General features: G+C 45.8%; 18 protein-coding genes. 1 reads left to right on the top strand and 17 read right to left on the bottom strand.

Annotated features, from left to right (window positions below; genetic code table 11):
* Window positions 1-15: 15 nt before the first annotated feature.
* The 17 genes from Q0224_RS11000 to yajC all read right to left on the bottom strand — a co-directional run bounded on the left by Q0224_RS11000 (window position 16) and on the right by yajC (window position 17901).
* Window positions 16-411, bottom strand: coding sequence for a GtrA family protein (locus Q0224_RS11000; protein WP_366939509.1), 396 nt, complete (start codon window positions 409-411; stop codon window positions 16-18).
* Window positions 411-1097: a class I SAM-dependent methyltransferase gene (locus tag Q0224_RS07945; protein WP_297950365.1), complete on the bottom strand. Its 687-nt coding sequence runs from the start codon at window positions 1095-1097 to the stop codon at window positions 411-413. The genes Q0224_RS11000 and Q0224_RS07945 overlap by 1 nt, the downstream gene beginning before the upstream one ends.
* A complete protein-coding gene (locus Q0224_RS07940; protein WP_297950364.1) occupies window positions 1084-2043 on the bottom strand; it encodes a glycosyltransferase family 2 protein in 960 nt (319 codons plus the stop codon). Before Q0224_RS07940 ends, Q0224_RS07945 begins: the two co-directional genes overlap by 14 nt.
* Window positions 2040-3236, bottom strand: coding sequence for a UDP-N-acetyl-D-mannosamine dehydrogenase (wecC, locus tag Q0224_RS07935; protein WP_297950507.1), 1197 nt, complete (start codon window positions 3234-3236; stop codon window positions 2040-2042). The genes Q0224_RS07940 and wecC overlap by 4 nt, the downstream gene beginning before the upstream one ends.
* The gene (gene wecB, locus Q0224_RS07930) at window positions 3230-4366 is read right to left on the bottom strand and encodes a non-hydrolyzing UDP-N-acetylglucosamine 2-epimerase (protein WP_297950363.1); all 1137 of its coding nucleotides are present in this window, start codon (window positions 4364-4366) and stop codon (window positions 3230-3232) included. Before wecB ends, wecC begins: the two co-directional genes overlap by 7 nt.
* A gap of 150 nt (window positions 4367-4516) precedes the next feature.
* The gene (locus Q0224_RS07925) at window positions 4517-5215 is read right to left on the bottom strand and encodes a 3-methyladenine DNA glycosylase (protein WP_297950362.1); all 699 of its coding nucleotides are present in this window, start codon (window positions 5213-5215) and stop codon (window positions 4517-4519) included.
* Window positions 5212-5337, bottom strand: coding sequence for a hypothetical protein (locus Q0224_RS07920; RefSeq protein ID WP_297950361.1), 126 nt, complete (start codon window positions 5335-5337; stop codon window positions 5212-5214). Before Q0224_RS07920 ends, Q0224_RS07925 begins: the two co-directional genes overlap by 4 nt.
* Window positions 5334-6317, bottom strand: a complete 984-nt coding sequence (locus Q0224_RS07915) for an ATP-binding protein (RefSeq protein WP_297950360.1) — start codon at window positions 6315-6317, stop codon at window positions 5334-5336. Before Q0224_RS07915 ends, Q0224_RS07920 begins: the two co-directional genes overlap by 4 nt.
* On the bottom strand, window positions 6301-9261 hold the full coding sequence (locus Q0224_RS07910; protein ID WP_297950358.1) for a DEAD/DEAH box helicase: 2961 nt from the start codon (window positions 9259-9261) through the stop codon (window positions 6301-6303). The genes Q0224_RS07915 and Q0224_RS07910 overlap by 17 nt, the downstream gene beginning before the upstream one ends.
* The gene (locus tag Q0224_RS07905; protein ID WP_005872272.1) at window positions 9261-10154 is read right to left on the bottom strand and encodes a M23 family metallopeptidase; all 894 of its coding nucleotides are present in this window, start codon (window positions 10152-10154) and stop codon (window positions 9261-9263) included. The genes Q0224_RS07910 and Q0224_RS07905 overlap by 1 nt, the downstream gene beginning before the upstream one ends.
* On the bottom strand, window positions 10147-11748 hold the full coding sequence (locus Q0224_RS07900) for a bifunctional folylpolyglutamate synthase/dihydrofolate synthase (protein WP_297950356.1): 1602 nt from the start codon (window positions 11746-11748) through the stop codon (window positions 10147-10149). Before Q0224_RS07900 ends, Q0224_RS07905 begins: the two co-directional genes overlap by 8 nt.
* Window positions 11729-12268, bottom strand: a complete 540-nt coding sequence (lptE, locus tag Q0224_RS07895; protein ID WP_297950354.1) for an LPS assembly lipoprotein LptE — start codon at window positions 12266-12268, stop codon at window positions 11729-11731. The genes Q0224_RS07900 and lptE overlap by 20 nt, the downstream gene beginning before the upstream one ends.
* 6 nt (window positions 12269-12274) lie before the next feature.
* Window positions 12275-14722, bottom strand: a complete 2448-nt coding sequence (gene leuS, locus Q0224_RS07890) for a leucine--tRNA ligase (protein WP_297950353.1) — start codon at window positions 14720-14722, stop codon at window positions 12275-12277.
* A gap of 9 nt (window positions 14723-14731) precedes the next feature.
* The gene (locus tag Q0224_RS07885; protein ID WP_005872279.1) at window positions 14732-15073 is read right to left on the bottom strand and encodes a DUF6394 family protein; all 342 of its coding nucleotides are present in this window, start codon (window positions 15071-15073) and stop codon (window positions 14732-14734) included.
* Window positions 15074-15082: 9 nt separating this feature from the next.
* Complete coding sequence (gene secF, locus Q0224_RS07880) at window positions 15083-16051, bottom strand: protein translocase subunit SecF (protein ID WP_297950352.1); 969 nt, start codon at window positions 16049-16051, stop codon at window positions 15083-15085.
* Window positions 16035-17639: a protein translocase subunit SecD gene (secD, locus tag Q0224_RS07875; protein WP_297950351.1), complete on the bottom strand. Its 1605-nt coding sequence runs from the start codon at window positions 17637-17639 to the stop codon at window positions 16035-16037. The genes secF and secD overlap by 17 nt, the downstream gene beginning before the upstream one ends.
* Complete coding sequence (gene yajC, locus Q0224_RS07870; RefSeq protein ID WP_005872282.1) at window positions 17629-17901, bottom strand: preprotein translocase subunit YajC; 273 nt, start codon at window positions 17899-17901, stop codon at window positions 17629-17631. Before yajC ends, secD begins: the two co-directional genes overlap by 11 nt.
* Here yajC and Q0224_RS07865 point away from each other — a divergent pair.
* Entirely contained in the window at window positions 17877-19220 is a 1344-nt protein-coding gene (locus tag Q0224_RS07865; RefSeq protein WP_297950350.1) for an apolipoprotein N-acyltransferase, read from the top strand. The genes yajC and Q0224_RS07865 overlap by 25 nt on opposite strands.
* Window positions 19221-19260 lie beyond the last annotated feature (40 nt).

The following is a 19260-nucleotide window of genomic DNA, read 5'->3' as shown; positions in this document are numbered from 1 at the left end:
ATATCCTTAAACATTTCAACTAAACCTCGCTTCATTTACTTTTATAAAAACCCATCTTTTAGATAGTATATATCCAACGGAAAGATAAGCTAAGTTGCCTAAAATTTGACTAGTATATACATTTATACAACAAACTCTATAAGAAAAAGACATAATGATTAAATTAAATGTATATGAAACTCCCATTGAAATTATAAATTTTAATATTTGCAACTTACTTTTTGTTTCGTCTTTAAAGCTATAATATTTATTTAAATAAAACGATATAAATATCGAAATAAAATAGCCGATAAAATTGCTTACTTCTGCAATTATTCCCACATAAAGTAGAATAAAAATTATGACATACCCAAATATGGAATTAATAATACCTACACACAAATACTTCAATAATGAGATATCGCAACGCATTAAATATACTTTTTGACAGAGATATAATACTGACCACCAAGCGGAAGCCATTTTAAAAATTTCTCTAAAAATGAAAGCGATTTTAAAATAGGAGGAAAAAATAACGTATAAGAGCTGCCATTATTTTTAAATCCGGCTTGTATAAAAATAGATTGCAATTCTTTTTTTGATAACAAAACCGCATCCTGATCAAAGTCGCATGTAGATACCATACGCCTCGTAAGTGGATTATATGGATTATGTTCAAAAACTATTACGTCACAATTGTTGGCTGCCAATTCGAATATATTTAATGTTACATTATTCCGCAAACTTGGTTCTATATGGTGATACACGCCCGCTATAAAAATCAAATCAAAATAATTCTTGTGTTTCATTAGCTCTTCTTCAGATTCTATAATCACCACCTCTTTATTACTTTGCTTTGCTATTTCTAAACTTTCTTTCGAAATATCAAATCCAAAAACAGATGATTTATGAAATGCTTCTAATATATATGGTAAATTTCTACCTATACCACAACCATATTCTAATATTTTTAAATTTTGACTATTTCTTTTTACTATACTACTTAATATTTTTATCTTATATTCCGCATAATATTTTATATCACCAAAATTCTTATGTTGGCTTTGCATTATATCATCGTAACTTTTACCGTATTCATCAAAATTAACTTTTTGCATCAACAATATCCTCTATAAAATATCTTGGCCTTCTCTTTGTTTCTTTATAAATCTTACCTATATATTCGCCGATTATTCCAAGAGACATTAGTTGGATTCCACCTATGAAATATATAGGTAAAACTGTCGAAGCCCACCCTTGAATCGTTTTACCAATAATTGCGGAGTAAACCACACCCCCCCCCATAACCAAACTACCTAAAAAAATAATAAAACCTATAAGAGTTATAAATCTAAGGGGAACCACACTAAATGACGTTATACCATCCCATGCAAAAGCTAACATTTTTCTTAACGGATATTTTGATTCTCCAGCAAATCTATCCAGTCTAATATAGTAAACCTTATCCGTTTTGAAACCCATACTAGGAATAATACCTCTAATAAATAAATTAGTTTCTTGAAATTTTAAAAAGCATGTATTAACATTAGAGCTTATTAATCTATAGTCGGCGTGATTATAGACTAGCTCTACTCCGAATATTCCCATAATCTTATAAAAATATTCAGCAGTAATTTTTTTAAAAAAACTGTCGGAATCCCTATTGCTTCTAACTCCATATACTATTTCATTGCCATCTAGATATTTTTCTATCATATCTCTTATAACAACAATATCATCCTGCAAATCCGCATCAATAGAAATTAAACAATCACATTTACCTTCTACATGCTCCATTCCTGCCAATAAAGCGTTTTGATGACCTTTATTTTTAGAAAGTTTAACTCCCCCAACAAGCAAATTTTGCGTAGCTAGAGATTTAATTATACTCCACGTATTATCTCCGCTACCATCATCTATGTATAAAATAAAACTATCCTTCTTAATTTTATTTTTACTAATCAAGTCTTCTAACACCGCACTTAGTCTTTTTGTAGTTTCATACAAGACCTGTTCTTCATTATAACATGGAACAATAACTGCTAATTTTGGAACCTCTCTCATTTTACAAAAACTCCGCAAAAATCCAAAACTTCTTTTTCTATTTTTAGCCCTTTAAATTCCTTGTGTCCGACTAAAAATACGATAATGTCCGAAATTTCAATAGCCTTTTTATAATCCACTATCTCAAAATCTTTGTGAGCCTTGATATTGGGCTCTACAGCGACCACATCGACGTCGTCTGCGATCAGGCGTCTGGTTATATTTAGCGCAGGCGACTCCCGTAAATCGTCGATGTCGGGCTTAAAAGCAAGCCCCATACACGCGACTTTTGCTTTTCTTCCGTTTTGCAGCTCAAATTTCAAAGCGGCGTTTTTGATTTTTTCAATACACCACTCAGCTTTATGATCATTCACCTCTCTTGCGGATTTGATCAGCCTCGCTTCGTAGCCACCCGCATGGACGATAAACCACGGATCGACCGCTATGCAGTGCCCGCCTACGCCGCAGCCCGGGTTTAAAATATTAACTCGCGGATGGCGATTTGCTAACGAAATTAGCTCCCAGATGTTAATGCCGAATTTATCGCACAAAATACTAAGTTCATTTGCAAAGGCTATGTTTACGTCGCGGAAAGAATTCTCTGTAAGCTTTGACATCTCTGCAGTTTTCGAGTCAGTATGTAAAACTTCGCCTTCTACGAATTCTGCGTAAAATTCCGCTATCTTTTTAGTAGCAATCTTTGTAGTTCCACCCACGATTCTATCGTTTTGCGTAAGCTCTTTTAAAATTTTACCTGGCAAAACTCTCTCAGGACAGTGAGCGATATAAATTTTAGAAATATCAACACCGCCATTTTTTAAAATTTCGCCTATCTTTTCGGTAGTACCTACCGGCGAAGTGGATTCTAAAACGACCATATTATCGTCTTTTACGTATGGTATTATAGATTTTGCCGCACTTATGACATAATCGATATTTGGCACGTACCCGTCTCGAAACGGCGTCGGAACAGCTATAATAAAAATGTCTGCAAAATCGGGCTTAACATCTGCTTTGAAATTTCCGCTTTCTACTGCTTTTTTAACAAATACGTCAAGTTCCGGCTCGACGATATGAATTTTACCCTCATTGATCGTATCTACGACGCTCTGCACTACATCAACGCCGTGGATTTTATAGCCCCTATTTGCCAAAAGCGCTGCTGTCGGCAGCCCTATATATCCAAGACCTAAGATGCAAACTTTTTTCACAATATTCCTTTTAAAAATTCCAGTATTTTTTTGCAAGCTTTACCGTCGCCATACGGACTTACACTTTTACTCATTTTATCATATTCATCTTTTAAATTTAATAATTTTTGCACCTCTTTTATGATATTTTCGCGCTTGGTGCCGATAAGCTTCACACATCCTGCTCTTATCCCTTCAGGTCTTTCGGTAGTTTCTCTGATAACTAAAACGGGCTTGCACAGGCTCGGCGCCTCCTCTTGGATGCCGCCACTATCGGTTACTATCAGATATGCCTTGCTCATAAGATAGACGAAACTATCATATTCTAGCGGATCGATTAAAAATATATTCGAAATGCCCGATAAAATTTCTCCTACAGGCTTTCTTACATTTGGATTTAAATGCACGGGGTAAACGATGTCAATATTTTCGTTTTTTAGCGCTATTTCACGTAAAGCCTCACAAATATTAACAAAGCCTTCTCCGAAATTTTCTCGTCTGTGTCCTGTAACGAGAATAAATTTTCTATCACTAAGCTTATATTTGGAATTTATAAAGGATAAAATTTTATTTTTTAGCAGCTCGTTGTTTTCGATTTTATCTATCGTCCACAAAAGCGCGTCTATGACAGTGTTGCCGCTAACGATTATATTTTTTGAATCTTTGCCTTCTTTTAAAAGATTGTCTCTCGCATCGGTAGTCGGCGTGAAGTGATATTTAGCTATGAGTCCCGTCATCTGCCTATTTATCTCTTCAGGAAACGGCGAATAGATATCATGCGTCCTAAGGCCAGCTTCTACGTGAGCAACGTCGATCTTTTGATAATACGCCGCTAAAGAAACGGCATAAGTAGTAGTCGTATCTCCATGCACAAACACGATGTCCGGGGTATATTCGCCAAATACATCGCGCATACCAAGTAAAACACCAGACGTAATATCGTACAGATCCTGCCCTTGCTTCATTAAATTTAGATCAAAATCAGGCTTGATATCAAAAAATTCAAGCACCTGATCGAGCATCTGTCTGTGCTGCGCCGTGACGCAAACTTTCACTTCAAATTCTGCGTGCTTTTGAAATTCCTTTATCAACAAAGCCATCTTAATGGCCTCCGGGCGCGTTCCAAATACTATTAAAATTTTTCTTTTCGTCATAAACTCCCCTAAATATCGATTTTTTAACCAAATTTATCGCCGTAATTTTAATTAAATTTTGCTATATCGGCACTTAACAATACATAAAATCACCTATTTATCGCTACTTAGATGGTATAGAATGTTCTTTGCTTCAAAGACGGCTAAGATTTATTTTAAATTATCAAAAAATTCCATCGCAAAATCATCAAAAATTTTACCTTTCAAATGCGCTTTACAAAATTCCACTATGAGCCCGTGAAATAGTGCATACGCGCCGTTTTCGTTCTCCAGCTTATCTGCTTTTGCCGCCGCATCGCAGGGAAGATTAGCAGAATTTACAAATTCATAGATCCGCTCAAATTCCAGCTCGCCTAGCCACGCGTTAAGCTCGTCATAGCTTTCAAACTCATAGCCCAAAGCCCCGAGTAGCCGCGCTGAATAGCTGTCCGCGACCATCACCGCGCGCTCGCATGCATAGCATAGGATTGCGTCGCAGCTCTCCGCGCCGATCCCCTTGCGCGCTAGCAGCCACTCGCGGCTAACGCCTGATTTGAAGCTCTCAAAATCCCCAAAATCCGCGATCATCGCTTTGCAAAACAAGCTTAAGCGTCTCGCTTTTTGATTATAAAATCCGCTTACTTTGATGATCTTCGCAAGCTCCGCTTCATCTAGCCCGGCAATGCTTTCTAAGCTCAAAAGCCCCTTGCTATGCAGGTTTTGCAGCGCCGCGTCGGCATTGCGCCACGCCGTATTTTGGATCAAAATCGCCCCCACGACCACCTCAAAGCTTCCAAACCCTGGCCACCAGCGAAAATCCTTAATTTCCACGGCGCGAAAAAGCGCGATAAAAAGCTCGATCGCGCTCATCTCGCGCCTCCGAAATTTCTGGCGTCGTTTCTAAAATTTCGCGCAGTGGCGGCAGTTTGTCGCACATATTTCGCTACCGCGATAAAATTTACGTCAAATTTAAATTCGCACGCTGTATTCATCTGCCGCCGCCTTTTAAATTTGTAAAAAATTCCTCGCTAAAGCTCAAGAAAAACTGCTTTGCCGCGCGGCCGCTGCGGCTTGCGCGAAGCATCGCAAACTCCCGCGCCTTTGCGTGCAGCGCGTCTAAATTTGCAGCAAAGCTCAAGCGAAATTCCGCCGCACTCATACCTTGCGCAGCCGCAAAATAGGCATCTACGATCCCTAAATACTCCCGCATGCTCCCGCCGTAAAAGCTTAGCTGCAGCCCGAAACGCTCGCTCAGGCTGATTCGCTCGTTCGCCGCGTCGCTTAGGTGCAGCTCGCCGCGGCTGATCTGCGCGGCGTCGTTATCGCTTGCGCATTCGCCTACGATGTGGCGACGATTGGATGTCGCATACATCAGCACGTTGCACGGCGCGCGCTCTAAGGATCCTTCTAGCAGCGGCTTAAGGTGCTTGTAGCCGCTCTCGCCAAGCTCAAAGCTCAAATCATCGCAAAAGATGATAAATTTAAAGCTCGTTTCGCGGATTGCGTCGATTATATCCACAAGAAAGCCCAGATCGTTCCTGCCGATCTCGATGATCTTAAGGTCTTTCGGGATAAATTTAGAAAAAACCGCTTTTGCAAGGCTTGATTTGCCGCAGCCGCTCTCGCCCCACAAAAGTGCGTGGTTGGCGCTGCAGCCGCGTAGGAAGGCGTCAGTGTTTTTTATTAGAGCCGATTTTTGGCTCTCTAGCCCCACAAGCGCGTCAATACCCGTGAAATCGATGTCGCGGACGATCTTTAGCGCCTTTTTATTTGCGCGAAAGACGGCGACCTGTACCGTGCGCCAATCAATCGCGCTAAAATCGCTGAAATAAATTTGCTCGCCGGCGGCGCTCTGCACGCTTTTTAGGACGGCTTGCGGCGCTAAATTTAAACCGCTTGCCGCGTCTAAATTTAACTCTTCGCTTCTGCTTTTGCCCGCGCTTTTTTTGATATTTTCATCGCAAGTTTGCATTTTTTAGCTCCCTTCGCAGATAGATCAAGATTTCGTTTATCACGTCGTCATCGTCGCGCGTCTGCGCCTTTAATCGCACCTTATCGCCGTTTGCAAGGGTGATCAAGATATTTTCATCCATGCTCGAAATCACGCGCAAGCCGAGCTTCGTAGCCAAAACCTTAATCATCATCACGTCGATAAATTGCTTAGTGTAAACATCCGCGCGCCCGAAACGATCCTCGATCTCGCCAAAAATTTCAAGCACTTCGTTCGCCTCGGCGCACTTGCTAAGCCGCCTGTAAAGATCCAGGCGCAGGCGATCTTCTCTGATAAATTCCGAGTTTAAAAAGGCGTTTACCGAAATTTTAAGCTCCACGCTCGCAGCGGCGCTCTTTCTGCTTAGCAGCTTGCCGATCTCCTCTTCGAGCATCTTTAGATAAAGCGAGTAGCCGATCGCTTCGATATGCCCGCTCTGCGCCTCTCCGAGCAAATTTCCGCCGCCGCGAATCTCCAGATCGTGATACGCCAGCACCGAGCCGCTACCCAAAAACGAGTTGCTCTCAAGCGCTACGAGCCGCTTTAGCGCGTCCTGCGTAAGAGCGGTTTTATCCTCGATCAAAAAGTAGCAAAAGCCCTGCTTATTGCTGCGTCCGACGCGGCCGCGCAGCTGGTGCAGATCGGCGATACCGAATTTATCAGCGTTTTCGACGATGATAGTATTCACGCGCGGCATGTGGATGCCGCTTTCTACGATGCTGGTGCAAAGCAGCAGATCGTATCCGCCCGCTACAAATTTTAAAATTTCACCCTCCGTAGTTTTAGCGTCGATCTTGGAGTGCAAAATTAGAATTTTAAGGCTCGGCAAAATTTCAAGCAGCTTCTTTTTGGCGCTTTGCATCGTCGCGATGTGATTGTGGACGTAAAAGATCTGCCCGCCGCGTCGCAGCTCGCGTGAAATCGCCTCTTTTATGATCTTTTCATCCCACTGCTTGACGAAGGTGCGCACGTCCAAGCGGTCCTGCGGCGGGCTAAGCAGCGTGGAGTAGCTTTTAATCGAGCTTAGCGCCATATTTAGACTGCGCGGTATCGGAGTGGCAGACATACTAAGTAGGTGCGAGGCGGCGCTTTTCTCTTTGAGCCGCTCCTTTTGCTTAACTCCGAATTTATGCTCCTCATCGATGATTATGAGCCCTAAATTTGCGGGATTTAAATTTAAAAGCGAGTGCGTGCCGACCACGACGATCGCCTCGCCGCTTTGCAAGCGCTTTAAAATTTCACTCTTTTGCCTCGCGCTACTGAAGCGATCGAGCTTGAAAACAGGAATTTCAAACTCCCTAAAGCGCTCGCTAAGCGTGGCGTAATGCTGGGAGCTAAGCAGCGTCGTAGGCACGAAAAACAGCACCGAATGCCCGCTGCGGATGCAGGCAAAGATCGCATTCATCGCAACCTCAGTTTTTCCAAAGCCCACGTCGCCGCTAAGTAGGCGGTCCATCACCTTGCCGCTTTGCAGATCCGCTAAAATCGCGCCCACTGCCTTTTGCTGATCGCTCGTGTAACTAAATCCGCTTGCGCTTAAAAATTTCGCATAATCCGCGCTTTCGTTTTTGATGACGAGCCCCCGCACCAGCTCGCGCTTTGCCGCCAACGCAATGATCTTTGAAGCGATCGCAAAGAGCTTTTCGCGCACTCGCTCTTTGATTTTTGAAAAGCTCGCCCTGCCCAGATGATCCAAGCTCACGGCGCCGCCGCTTGCGACGTAGCGATCGATCTTATTTAGATACTCTACCGGCAGCAGCAGCTTGTCGCCGCCCTCGTAGAGCAGGGATACGAACTCCTTGCTACGCCCCATCACCTCGATGAGCTCAAGCCCGTTAAATTTAGCGATACCGTGATCTTCGTGCACGACAAAATCGCCCACGTTTAGCTCATCCAGAGCTAGGCTCGATCTTCGCATGCGCTTTTTAGGCGCCGCTTTGTTTAGCGAAAGGATGATCCGCTCGGAGCTTATTAAATTTACGACGAAATCCTCGCGTAAAATTTCGATATTGCTAAATCCGCCAAGATCAAACGGCGCGAGCAGCGCATCGTTTCGCGCGATCAGCGTGATGGCCTCGCTGCGGTGGAATTCAAAAAATTCCTGCGACGGCGTCACGGCGAGATCTTTAAATTTACGCGCCGCGGGCAGTACCTCGATCGCGTCTAAAAAATCCAAATTGCGCTCGGAAAAAATTTCATCCTTTTTGATCTCGTGCAGCAAGACGCAATCAAACGCGCTCACGTAATCGACGAAGCCCTCGATGAACCAAAACCCGAGCGAGCCCAGATCGCGAGCTAGCGCGTCGCTGTCCGCGCGCGATATCTTTTCGCTCACGCTCTCAAACTCGTCCTCGCTTAAATTTGCTAAAAACGGCGCTATTTCGGCTTGCGCAAGTTCATCTTTTTCGCTTTTTTGCGTCGCGACGTCAAAACGCCTGATGCTCTCGACCGTCTCGCCGTCGAGCAGAATTCTAACCGCGCTTTCGCTCCCTACCGAAAAAATATCGATGATCTCGCCACGAAAGCTAACCTCGCCCATGCTTTCGACGATGTCACGCACGTCGTATCCCAGGCGTAAAATTTCCTCTTTCAGCTCGCTTAAGTTTAACTCACTTCCAAATTTTAAATTTAGCGGGCGCAGATGGCTTGCTGCGGGGAGTTTGTTTAGGATCGTGCGGACGGGAGAGATTAAAATTTTTTTGCCGCTTGCTTTGTAAAACGCGCTAAGAGCGGTGCTGATGCCCGCGAGCTCGCCCATGTAGCTGCGCAGATCCTCGCCGAAGCTCGCTCTAAAATCGGGCAGGCAAAAGACCGCGTAGCCCATAAATTTAAGCACCTGTTCGCACGCCGCAGCCTCTTTATCGTCCTCGCAGATCAAAAGCTCTTTTTGGTTTTGCAAAAAGTATTCGTAAACCTCGGCTTGCATTATTTAAACCTTTCGATCTGGTGCTGCACGACGTTTGCGATCTCCTGCCACGATACGTTAGGCTCTAAGGTCGAGATATTTTTGAAATTTTGCGCGTTCCAGCTCATAAAATTTGCAGGATCGACGCTTTGAGCCAAAAACCTAACTTCGTAATGCAGGTGTGGGCCGGTGCTGTAGCCGGTATTGCCGCTATAGCCGATAAGATCGCCCTTTTTAACCCAAGAACCGGGCGTTACGACCGCGGAGCTAAGGTGGCCGTAGCGGGTCTCAAAACCGTAATTGTGCGATAGAATCACTAAAATTCCATATCCGCTACCACTGCCGCCTGCAAACTGCACAAAGCCCTCTGCTGTCGCAAACACCGGAGTGCCCTCGCTTGCTCGCAAGTCGATGCCGTGGTGCATCCTCATAACGCCGCTGATTGGATGAGTGCGCATCCCAAAAGGGCTAGTGACGCCACGATACTGCATCGGAAGTCCGTTAGGCACAGCGCTAAGAATCGCGCTCGCCGTTTTTTCGCTAGCTGCGATATGCGCGCCGGAGCCCTTTTTACGCTCCTTTTTCATCTCATTCATCGCAAGCATTACTTGGATATCACTATCCAGCCCGCCTCCATCGTCTTCGCGTCCATCGAGCTTGGCAAGCACCTCCTCGTTTTTGCCCTCAAGTGCGATATTTTGCTCTTTAAGCGCGAGATTTTCGGCGTAGAGGGTTTTGTTTAGCTCCTTTAAATTTGATCGGTCGCTCGCGAGTTTAAATATCGCAAAAAACAGAACGAGCAGAAAAATTACGAAAAACGCAGATAAAATTTTAAGTTGAAATCTAAAATTTTCGCCAAAATACAGCGTCTTGGTGCCAAAGTGATCGCTTAGGGTGAGTTTAGTTTTAGCCACGGCGTGCCTCAAGCCATAAAATGAAATTTTCTACCAAATGAAACGAGCCGAAAACCAAATACTCCTCGTCCGCTCTAAGCTCGCCGCGAAACGGCGAATGCGGAATTTTAAGCGCGTCAAGCTCGCGGGTTATCGCCTCTGCCGCCATTTCGCGATCCGCAACCTCGTAGCTAAAGATCTCCACGCGCTCTACCACGGGCGCTAAAGTCCGCAGCACCGCAGCTACGTCCTTATCGGCAAAAGCGTTGTAAATCAGCACGATCTTTCTGCCCCCGTAGATTTCGATAATTTCGCGGGCGACTTGCTGCGCCGCAAGCTCGTTGTGTCCAACATCCACGCGCAAATTCGGCGCCAAAACTTCCATCCTGCCGCGTAAATTTAGAGGTGGCAGCTGCGAAATTTCAAATTTCAAATTTAAAAATTTCATCGCGGCAAGCGCTAGGGCTAAATTTGAAATTTGAAATTTAGGCAGATTATTGTGCGCGCAAAACTCCGCGATCTGCGCTCGCTCGCTCTTGCTTAAAAGCTCTGCCGCAAACCTCAAATGAGTTCCTTTTTGCTCTGCGATCTGCCTTGCGATACGAAGCGGAACCTCGCTCATCTCATCGCTTAAAATCGCCTCTTTATCCATCGTAATGAGCTTGGTGTGGGCGATCTGCTCTAGATTTTGTCCTAGCATACCCAAATGATCGGTGCCGATCGGTGTAAAAAGTGACAGCGTGCGCCCAAAGCTCGACGTAGCGTCAAACTCGCCGCCCATCCCAGCCTCGATCACGCAGTAATCGCAATCCCTAAAAAGCACTGCCGCCGCAAGCGTGAGATACTCGAAATACGACAGGCTATCTTTAAACTCCGCGGGCAAGCTCTCTTGCAAAAACTCATGCGCGAAATCAAGCTCCTCATCCGTAGCATCGCGACCTAGCGAAATGGGGAGCGAGCTTTGAGCGGATTTAAAATTTTGCTCCGGCGAGAAATTGAAATTTTGCTCAGACGGCAATTTGAGATCTTGAGAATTCCATAAATTTTGTGTAGAAGCAGAATTTTGCGTATCTATGGAATTTCGCGCGATAGAATTCTGATCGCTACAAAAATTTTGCGTGGTAGAAACGAAGCTTTGCAGGGCAGAATTCTGCTCGCCGTGCAAATTCTGCGTGGTGGAATTTTGCAAATTAGAAATAGAAATTTTAGAGGCTGAATTTTCTCTATTCGCAAAATTTTGCATCTTTGCGGAATTTTGTTTTTCTGTAAAATTTGACGCCGAAGCGGAATTTTGCTCGTTTTTAAAATTTGAAGCGCCTGAATTTAACGCAAAAACTGGGTTTTGCGCGATCTGTCCGCCTAGATAGATGCGCTCGTTGAGCTTAAAAACGTGCGGACTGGTGTAGTGCCCGACGTTAAAGCCCGCTGCAGCGATCGCGTTAGCCAAAAACCGCCCAGTGCTGCCCTTGCCGTTGGTGCCGATGATCTGAATGACGTTTTTGAGCGGAATTTTATCTTTAATGGCGGCATACGCCCGCGGGAAGCGCTCATAGTCGATTTTTTTGTAATAAATCGGGCGATTTTGCAAAAATTCTTTAATGCTGCGCCCGTTCAAGTCTGAATCCCCTAATCGCAAGCGCCGAAATAAACTCGTCAAACGCCTGCGCGGAGGCATTTTCGATCGCCTTGTAGCGGTCCTTATCGCTAATGATCGAGCTCGTATCGTAGCTATTTTTGACTAGGCGGCTAACTTTAAAATCGTAATCGCCCACGCAATCCTTGCTGAAAATCTCGCCGTTTTTAAGCTTGGTGCTAAAATTTACGACAAGATTTGCGCGGTAACTAGTGACATAGCCGAACTGATCGTATGAAAGCTCGCTAAAGCTTAGGCTTTTTATGCTCGCTACTACGATCGTCTGCGCCGAGTTTTTATCCGCAAGGCTCATCCCTAGGCGCTGGACTATACCCTGTCTGATCGCATCTTTGATAGCGACCGTATTTTGCGGATCGGTCTTGCTCATCATCACATCCACAAATACACTTCCATCCATCGTCTCTTTCGCGATCCTTGAAACGGGCTTGTAGCCGCAGCCGATCAAAAAAATCAAACAAAAAACGGTTAAAGCTTTTCTCATCTTCGCCTACTTTATCACCAAATTTACGAGCTTGTTTTTGACGTAAATTTCTTTTACGACGATCTTGCCCTCTAGCCATTTGGCGCAGTTCTGCTTCGCAAGGCTTAAAATTTCGCCCTCGCTTAGGCTTGCGCCCGCTTCGAACTCGGCGCGCTTTTTGCCGTTAATCGTGACGGCAAGTTTAATAGTATCGCTTTCGAATACCTCTTCGCAAACTCGCAGCTTGCCGAAATTTCGTCTTTTAAACAGCTTCTCGCTAAGCTCGGCACAGATGTGCGGCACGATAGGCTCGAGCAGGCACAAGATCACAAAGTAGCCCTCGGTAAATACGTCTTTGTCGCTCTGCGCGTTTAGCGCATTTAACGCCTCCATACACGCGGCGATTAGGGTATTAAAAGCAAAGCTGCTCTCATAAACCTGCTGCGACTTCTTAAGCGCCTCGTAAACTTTGAGGCGGGCGTATTTTTCCTCTTTATTTAAAGCGGCGTGGTCGATCTGTGGAATTTTATCCGTAGCATAAGCGTTTTCGGCGCGATCATAGAGGCGGCTAAGAAATTTATACGCGCCCTCTACCGCGCTGTCGTTCCACTCAAGCTCCTTTTGCGGCGGCGCGGCAAAAAGTATAAAAAGCCTCGCCGTATCGGCGCCGTAGGTCTCGATGATGTCGTCCGGATCGACGGTGTTTCCTTTGCTTTTACTCATCTTTGCGCCGTCTTTTAGCACCATACCCTGAGTTAGCAGCCGCTCAAACGGCTCGCTATCGCGCAGATAGCCTATGTCGCGAAGAGCCTTTTGGAAAAATCTCGCGTAAAGTAGGTGCAAAATCGCGTGCTCGATGCCGCCGATATATTGATCAACGTTCATCCAGTAGTTCACGCTTTGCTCGTCAAACGCCCGCTGCTGCCACGTCCGTTCGTCGCTTGCGTAGCGCGCGAAATACCATGAGCTTTCAAAAAATGTATCGAGCGTGTCGGTCTCGCGCATCGCGTCGCCGCCGCATTTAGGGCATTTGCAAAACTTCCAGCTAGGATGCGCGTCGAGTGGATTGCCCTTGCCGGTGATCTTAATATCCTGCGGAAGCTCTACGGGCAGATTTGAAATTTCTTCGCTTACGAGCCCGCATTTTGGGCAGTGGATCATCGGGATCGGCGCGCCCCAGTAGCGCTGGCGGCTCACTCCCCAATCGCGCAGTTTAAAATTTACCACGCGACGCCCAAGCCCTAGCTCTTCAAATTTTGAGATGACGGCGCTTTTTGCCCTCTCGCTATCCATGCCGCTAAATTCCGCGGAATTTATTAAAATTCCAGGCTCGACGTAAGCCTTGCTAGCGTCGTAATCGCCGCTTTTTGGAGCGATGCTTTGAACGATCGGCAGGTTAAATTTCTTTGCAAACTCAAAGTCTCGTTCGTCGTGCGCAGGTACCGCCATAACCGCGCCGCCACCGTATTCGGCTAGGACGAAATTTGCAGTCCAAACGGGGATTTTTTTGCCGCTTAACGGATGAAGCACGCTGATTCCGAGGCTTGTGCCGTCTTTATCGCTTGCTTGGCGCTCGCGCGGGCTTTGATTTAAAATTTCTCTCACCTTCGCCGCAGCTTCTGCGCCGAGTAAATTATTATCCAAAAGCCTCTTTACAACCTCATGCTCCGGCGCAAGCGCCGCGTAGCTCATACCGTAAATCGTATCGGGGCGCGTCGTAAAGACCTTAAAGCCCTCGATGCCGCCAAGTTTGGCGCTGCTTTGCTCGTCAAATTTAAAGCTAAATTCTAAACCCTCGCTGCGCCCGATCCAGTTTTCCTGCATCGTAAGCACCTGAGCGGGCCACTTGCCCTCAAGCTGCTTTAGGCAATCCAAAAGCTCCTGCGCATAAGCGGTGATTTTTAGATAATATCCCGGCATTTGCTTTTGCACGACCTCATTGCCGCAGCGCCAGCACCTGCCCTCCTCGACCTGCTCGTTGGCAAGCACCGTCTGATCGTGCTCGCACCAATTTACCACGGCGCTTTTTCTATAGATAAGCCCTTTTTCAAAAAGTTTGATGAAAAATTCCTGCTCCCAACGCGTATAAAGCGGATCGGAGGTAGCGAGCATGCGACGAGCCGAAAAGCTAAAGCCAAGGCGGTGCAGCTCATTTTTCATATAATCAATATTTTCGTAGGTCCAAGTTTTAGGGTGAATGCCGTGTTTGATCGCCGCATTTTCCGCAGGCATACCGAAGCTGTCAAAGCCGATCGGCTGAAGCACGTTGTATCCGCGCAGCCTATAATAGCGACTCAGCGCGTCGCTGATGCTGTAGTTTCGCACGTGCCCCATGTGGATGCGGCCGCTTGGGTAGGGAAACATCGAAAGGATATATTTTTTAGGCAGGCTGTAATCGTCCTTAGGCTCGAAAACTCCCTCTTCATCCCAAATTTTCTGCCATTTAAGCTCAATACTTTTACTATCGTAAGGCATTTTGCGCTCCTAGAATTCGTCTTTAGTTTTTGCCGACTCGATCGCTATTAAAATTAGCGAGAAAAAGTTTGCAAGTAGCGCGCCGATGGCAAGCGAGGTCACGATCGACAGATCTCCCGGCGCTACTACAATCAAAACGAACGCCGGTATGAGATGCAGATCTGCTACGAGCGAGCTTGCGAAAAGCTCGGCCGCGAGCATATTTCGCACGCCTACCTTCAAAAGCGTCGAGACCGCATTTACGCTAGTTGCTATGAAAAGTAAAATTTCATTCTTCTCATACAAAAACCCGCCTATCGTAGTCATACTCATAAGCGCAAAAAATATGTAAATTACCCTTCCCCAGTTCATCTTTTATCCTTACACCGTGCCTTTTTCATACATGGCGCGATTCTTTTCTTTCTCTTTGATACGGCGCTGTTTTTCAGCCAAAAATGCGCGGTATTTCTCGACGTTAAATTTAAACAAAATCAGCATCGGAGCAGCTACAAATACAGAGCTGAAAGTTCCTGCTATGACGCCTATTAGCATCACGAAGCTAAAGCCGTGGATCATCTCGCCGCCCCAGACGAATAAAATCACGATGACGATGAGAGTCGTAAGCGAAGTAAGCAACGTGCGCGATAGCGTGTGAGAGATTGATTCGTTTATAACCTCGTCAAGCTTAATCGATTTACTATCTTTTACACCCTCTCGAATTCTATCGAAAACAACGATGGTGTCGTTTAGCGAGTAGCCCATTATAGTTAGCAGTGCGGCTAGAATTTCAAGGTTGAAATCCACGCCAGCTAAAATCATCGCACCTACGGCAACTACGACGTCGTGCAGATCCGATAGTACGGCTGCAATCGCAAATCTCCACTCAAACCGCAGGGTGATATAAACCAAAATGAGCGCAAACGACACACATACCGCTAAAATTCCGTTTGTGCGAAGCTCCTCGCCGACTTTAGGACCTACGATATCGACCTTGCGAATGTCGAAGTTTCCACTACCTTGTAAAATTTTTTGCGCCGCTAAAGCGGGATTATCACCCAGTTCGCTCGCAGCGCCTGAATATCTAATCGTGACCTCTTGATCGCTACCGAATTCCGTAACGTTGATATTGCCTAAATTTGCCGCCTCGAAGCGTTTTCTGATCTCATCAAGCGGTGCTTTAGCGTCGTATCTAACCTGAATGAGTGTACCGCCGCTAAAATCGATGCCGTAATTAATGCCCTTAATGAAAAACAGCGCAATAGAGCCTATTATCAAAACAGCAGAAAGTGCAAAGGTAAAATATCTAAATTTCATAAAATCATAAATTTTGCCCTTATCGAACACTTGCATTTGCGCCTCCTCTTACTTTATAACCGAGCCAAAGCGCGGTATTTTTGCTCTTTTCCATCTTATCCATTACTAACTCAAACATTCCGTGAGTGCCTAAAATAGCCGTTATCATCGACGCTACGATACCGATGCTCATCGTGACGGCAAAGCCCTTCACTGGACCCGTGCCGTAAGCATAAAGCGCAGCAGAAGTAATTAGCGTAGTGATATTTGAATCCACGATCGCGCTCATCGCGTTTTCATAGCCTTTATTTATACTTTGGCGGATTGAAACTCCCGTCCTTAGCACCTCTCTAACGCGCTCATTAATGATTACGTTCGCATCCACGGCCATTCCGATAGTTAGTACGATTCCAGCCATTCCAGGAAGCGTCAAAGTAGCGCCGAATAGCGCCATACAAGCTATCAAAAACAAGATATTTACCACAAGCGCGATGTCGGCAAAAAGCCCCGCCACGCCATAGTAGAAAATCATAAAGATCAAAATCGCAACCGCCGCAAGGCTAAGCGCCGCCATACTCTTATCAATGCTATCTTGCCCTAGGCTAGGGCCGATACTGCGCGTTTCGGAAACTTTGACGGGGGCCAAAAGCGCGCCGCTTCTAAGCGCGATCGCTACGTCGTGTGCCTCCTCGACGCTAAATCCGCCGCTGATCTGACCGCTGCCGCCGCCGATGCGCTCGTTAATGCGCGGCGCGGAGTAAACCTTGCCGTCAAGCACGATGGCTAAACGTTTGCCGACGTTTTTGCCGGTAAAATCGCCAAAAATTTGAGCGCCTTGAGAGTTCAGCGTAAAATTTATGATCGGCTGGTTGGTGTGCTGATCGAAAGCTACCTTCGCATCGACTAGCATCGCGCCATCTAAAACCGGAATTTCGTTTATGAGATACTTGTAATTTGGATTTTTAACGTCCGGGTAGATCACGTCGCCGTAAGCTCTGGCATCCGCTGCGCTAATAGTCTGCGCGCGATCTTGGCGCACGTCGTCCACCGCCATAAGCTGCAAGTGAGCCGCTTTGGCGATCAGATCCTTGGCGCGCTGCTCATCCGCTGCGTTTTTGACGCCAGGAAGCTCAACCAAAATATAGCTCTCGCCCTGCTTTGCTACCGTTGGCTCCGCAAGTCCGAATTGATCCAAGCGGTTTCGGATAGTTTCTACGGCCTGTTCGATCGCATATTTTTTAGTCGCTTCGACCTCCTCAGGCGTTAGTGTGACGCGATATTTTTCGCCCGATTTTTGAATGTCTAATCCGCTTGCGGCGCTATGCAAAATCGCATCAAATTTAGAAGCCTCATCTGCGTCTAAAATTTCAAACTCAAACGAATCGCCTTCCAATTTTAGCCCGTCCATCAGCAGATCGTCGCGCTTGGCGGCGTAATTGACGCTAGCGGCGATCGATTTGATCTTTGAAACGACCGCTTCGTCGCTTTGAACCTCAAGCAACATGTGAAGCCCGCCTTGCAGATCCAAACCTAAGTTTATCTTGCTTCCCTTTTCGGTCTGAAAGATCGAAGGCGCGGCAAAAATCGCCGAAAAAATAACCGCAGCCAAAAAGATCAGTAGGCGGTATGAAATTTTACTGCTCATCTAATTTTCTTGCCACGAATTGTTTATCCAGCTCAACCATGACCTCATCGTTAAGCTTAACTGTGATAAAATCATTGTTTGTTTTCACGACCGTGCATTTTATGCCACCGCTAGTTATGATCTTATCGCCTTTGCCGAGCGCATCGACCATCGCTTTATGATCCTTGGCCTGCTTTTGCTGCGGTCTGATAATCAAAAAATACATAATCGCAAAGATTACGACGATAGGCAGGATTGATGCAAAGAAGTTCCCTTGTTCCATGTGTTTCCTTCATTAGAAATTTAAAAAGTAGCTATTTTACATTAAGTTACATAAATAAAGGCTTTGTTCTTGCGCTTGCGCTTTCAAATTTTATTTTCGTAGAAATTTTAAGCTCTAAATTTGACGGCTTGGCTGCTTTGGCGGCGGAATTTCTCTCGCCTCTAATTGCGATAGCAGCACTTTTTTATCTACTAAAAGCAAGCAAGGCGGAGTGGTTTTGGTGCGGATTTTTTATCGGCGCGCTATGGATGCACTGGATCAGCTTCAGTCTGATCTATTTCGGTCTTGCGTTTTTGATTCCGCTTGAAATTCTTGGAATTTGTCTCGTTTACGCCTTTATTTTCCGCATCTTTGCGATCTTTAACGCACTGGTTTTGCGCGCTGCGTGCCTTTTGATTCTAAAATTTATCCATCCCTTCGGCTTTGATTGGCTAAATTTTGAACTGCTGCTAAGCCATGGAATTTTCAGAGCCGATCTTAGCGCGCTGGCTCTGATTTTAGCGGGACTTTGCGCGGTTTTGTATCTACGCGGACGCGGCATTGCGGCTAGGCTTAACGCCTTAATTTTCGCGATATTTTTGATCTGCGCGCTGCAATTCAGCCAAAAAGAAGCCGAGCCGCTGCCGATTAAAATTTCACTCGCAAACACCGATATTTCGCAGCATGACATCTGGGCGAAGGATAAAATTTTATCCGCCGCGTTGGCAAATTTAGCCCGCATCGATGATGCCATCGCAGAGGGACAGGACGCGATAATCTTGCCCGAAAGCGCCTTTGCGATGCCGCTAAATTTAGAAAACGTATTAGTTGAAGCTCTAAAGGAAAAATCGCGCGCAATTACGATCGTAGCGGGTGCGGAAGCGTATGAGAACGGGAAATTTTACAACAGCGCCTATCTTTTTGCGAACGGGGAAATGAAGCGCTTCGATAAGCACATTTTGGTGCCGTTTGGCGAAATGGTGCCGCTGCCTGAATTTGCGCGAAATTTTATCAACCGCGTGCTGTTAGGCGGCGCGACCGATTTTTCGACGGCTAGCGGTTTTAGCGACTACGAGCTTGGCGGCAAGAGCGTAAGAAGCGCGGTTTGCTACGAGGCTACGCGCGCAGAGCTTTACGAGGGCTCGCCTAAATATGTCGTAGCGATCAGTAATAACGGCTGGTTTGTGCCGAGCTACGAGCCCTATTTGCAGCGCCTCATAATCCGCTACTACGCGAGCTTGCACGGCACGCTGATCTATCACGCCGTAAACGGTAGCGCTAGCGAGATAATCGCTCCGAAAAAGATCTGGATAAACCGCCTTAAAGATCATCTAAAATAGCCTAAAAAGTTATTTTTAAACGACTTTTGGATAATATTTT

Source organism: uncultured Campylobacter sp. (genome assembly GCF_938002845.1).
Classification (GTDB): Bacteria; Campylobacterota; Campylobacteria; order Campylobacterales; family Campylobacteraceae; genus Campylobacter_B.
Note: the sequence above shows the minus strand (reverse complement) of the source record. Positions and strands in the feature narration are given on the sequence as shown.

What these genes read in the sequence shown, in the direction of transcription:
- Q0224_RS07945 (WP_297950365.1), bottom strand. Translation starts at nt 1,097, where the DNA reads ATGCAAAAAGTTAATTTTGATGAATACGGTAAAAGTTACGATGATATA.
- Q0224_RS07865 (WP_297950350.1), top strand. Translation starts at nt 17,877, where the DNA reads ATGCAAAGAAGTTCCCTTGTTCCATGTGTTTCCTTCATTAGAAATTTA.
- yajC (WP_005872282.1), bottom strand. Translation starts at nt 17,901, where the DNA reads ATGGAACAAGGGAACTTCTTTGCATCAATCCTGCCTATCGTCGTAATC.
- secD (WP_297950351.1), bottom strand. Translation starts at nt 17,639, where the DNA reads ATGAGCAGTAAAATTTCATACCGCCTACTGATCTTTTTGGCTGCGGTT.
- Q0224_RS07915 (WP_297950360.1), bottom strand. Translation starts at nt 6,317, where the DNA reads ATGCAAACTTGCGATGAAAATATCAAAAAAAGCGCGGGCAAAAGCAGA.
- Q0224_RS07925 (WP_297950362.1), bottom strand. Translation starts at nt 5,215, where the DNA reads ATGAGCGCGATCGAGCTTTTTATCGCGCTTTTTCGCGCCGTGGAAATT.
- secF (WP_297950352.1), bottom strand. Translation starts at nt 16,051, where the DNA reads ATGCAAGTGTTCGATAAGGGCAAAATTTATGATTTTATGAAATTTAGA.
- Q0224_RS07920 (WP_297950361.1), bottom strand. Translation starts at nt 5,337, where the DNA reads ATGAATACAGCGTGCGAATTTAAATTTGACGTAAATTTTATCGCGGTA.
- lptE (WP_297950354.1), bottom strand. Translation starts at nt 12,268, where the DNA reads ATGAGAAAAGCTTTAACCGTTTTTTGTTTGATTTTTTTGATCGGCTGC.
- Q0224_RS07940 (WP_297950364.1), bottom strand. Translation starts at nt 2,043, where the DNA reads ATGAGAGAGGTTCCAAAATTAGCAGTTATTGTTCCATGTTATAATGAA.
- Q0224_RS07910 (WP_297950358.1), bottom strand. Translation starts at nt 9,261, where the DNA reads ATGCAAGCCGAGGTTTACGAATACTTTTTGCAAAACCAAAAAGAGCTT.
- leuS (WP_297950353.1), bottom strand. Translation starts at nt 14,722, where the DNA reads ATGCCTTACGATAGTAAAAGTATTGAGCTTAAATGGCAGAAAATTTGG.
- Q0224_RS11000 (WP_366939509.1), bottom strand. Translation starts at nt 411, where the DNA reads ATGCGTTGCGATATCTCATTATTGAAGTATTTGTGTGTAGGTATTATT.
- Q0224_RS07885 (WP_005872279.1), bottom strand. Translation starts at nt 15,073, where the DNA reads ATGAACTGGGGAAGGGTAATTTACATATTTTTTGCGCTTATGAGTATG.
- wecB (WP_297950363.1), bottom strand. Translation starts at nt 4,366, where the DNA reads ATGACGAAAAGAAAAATTTTAATAGTATTTGGAACGCGCCCGGAGGCC.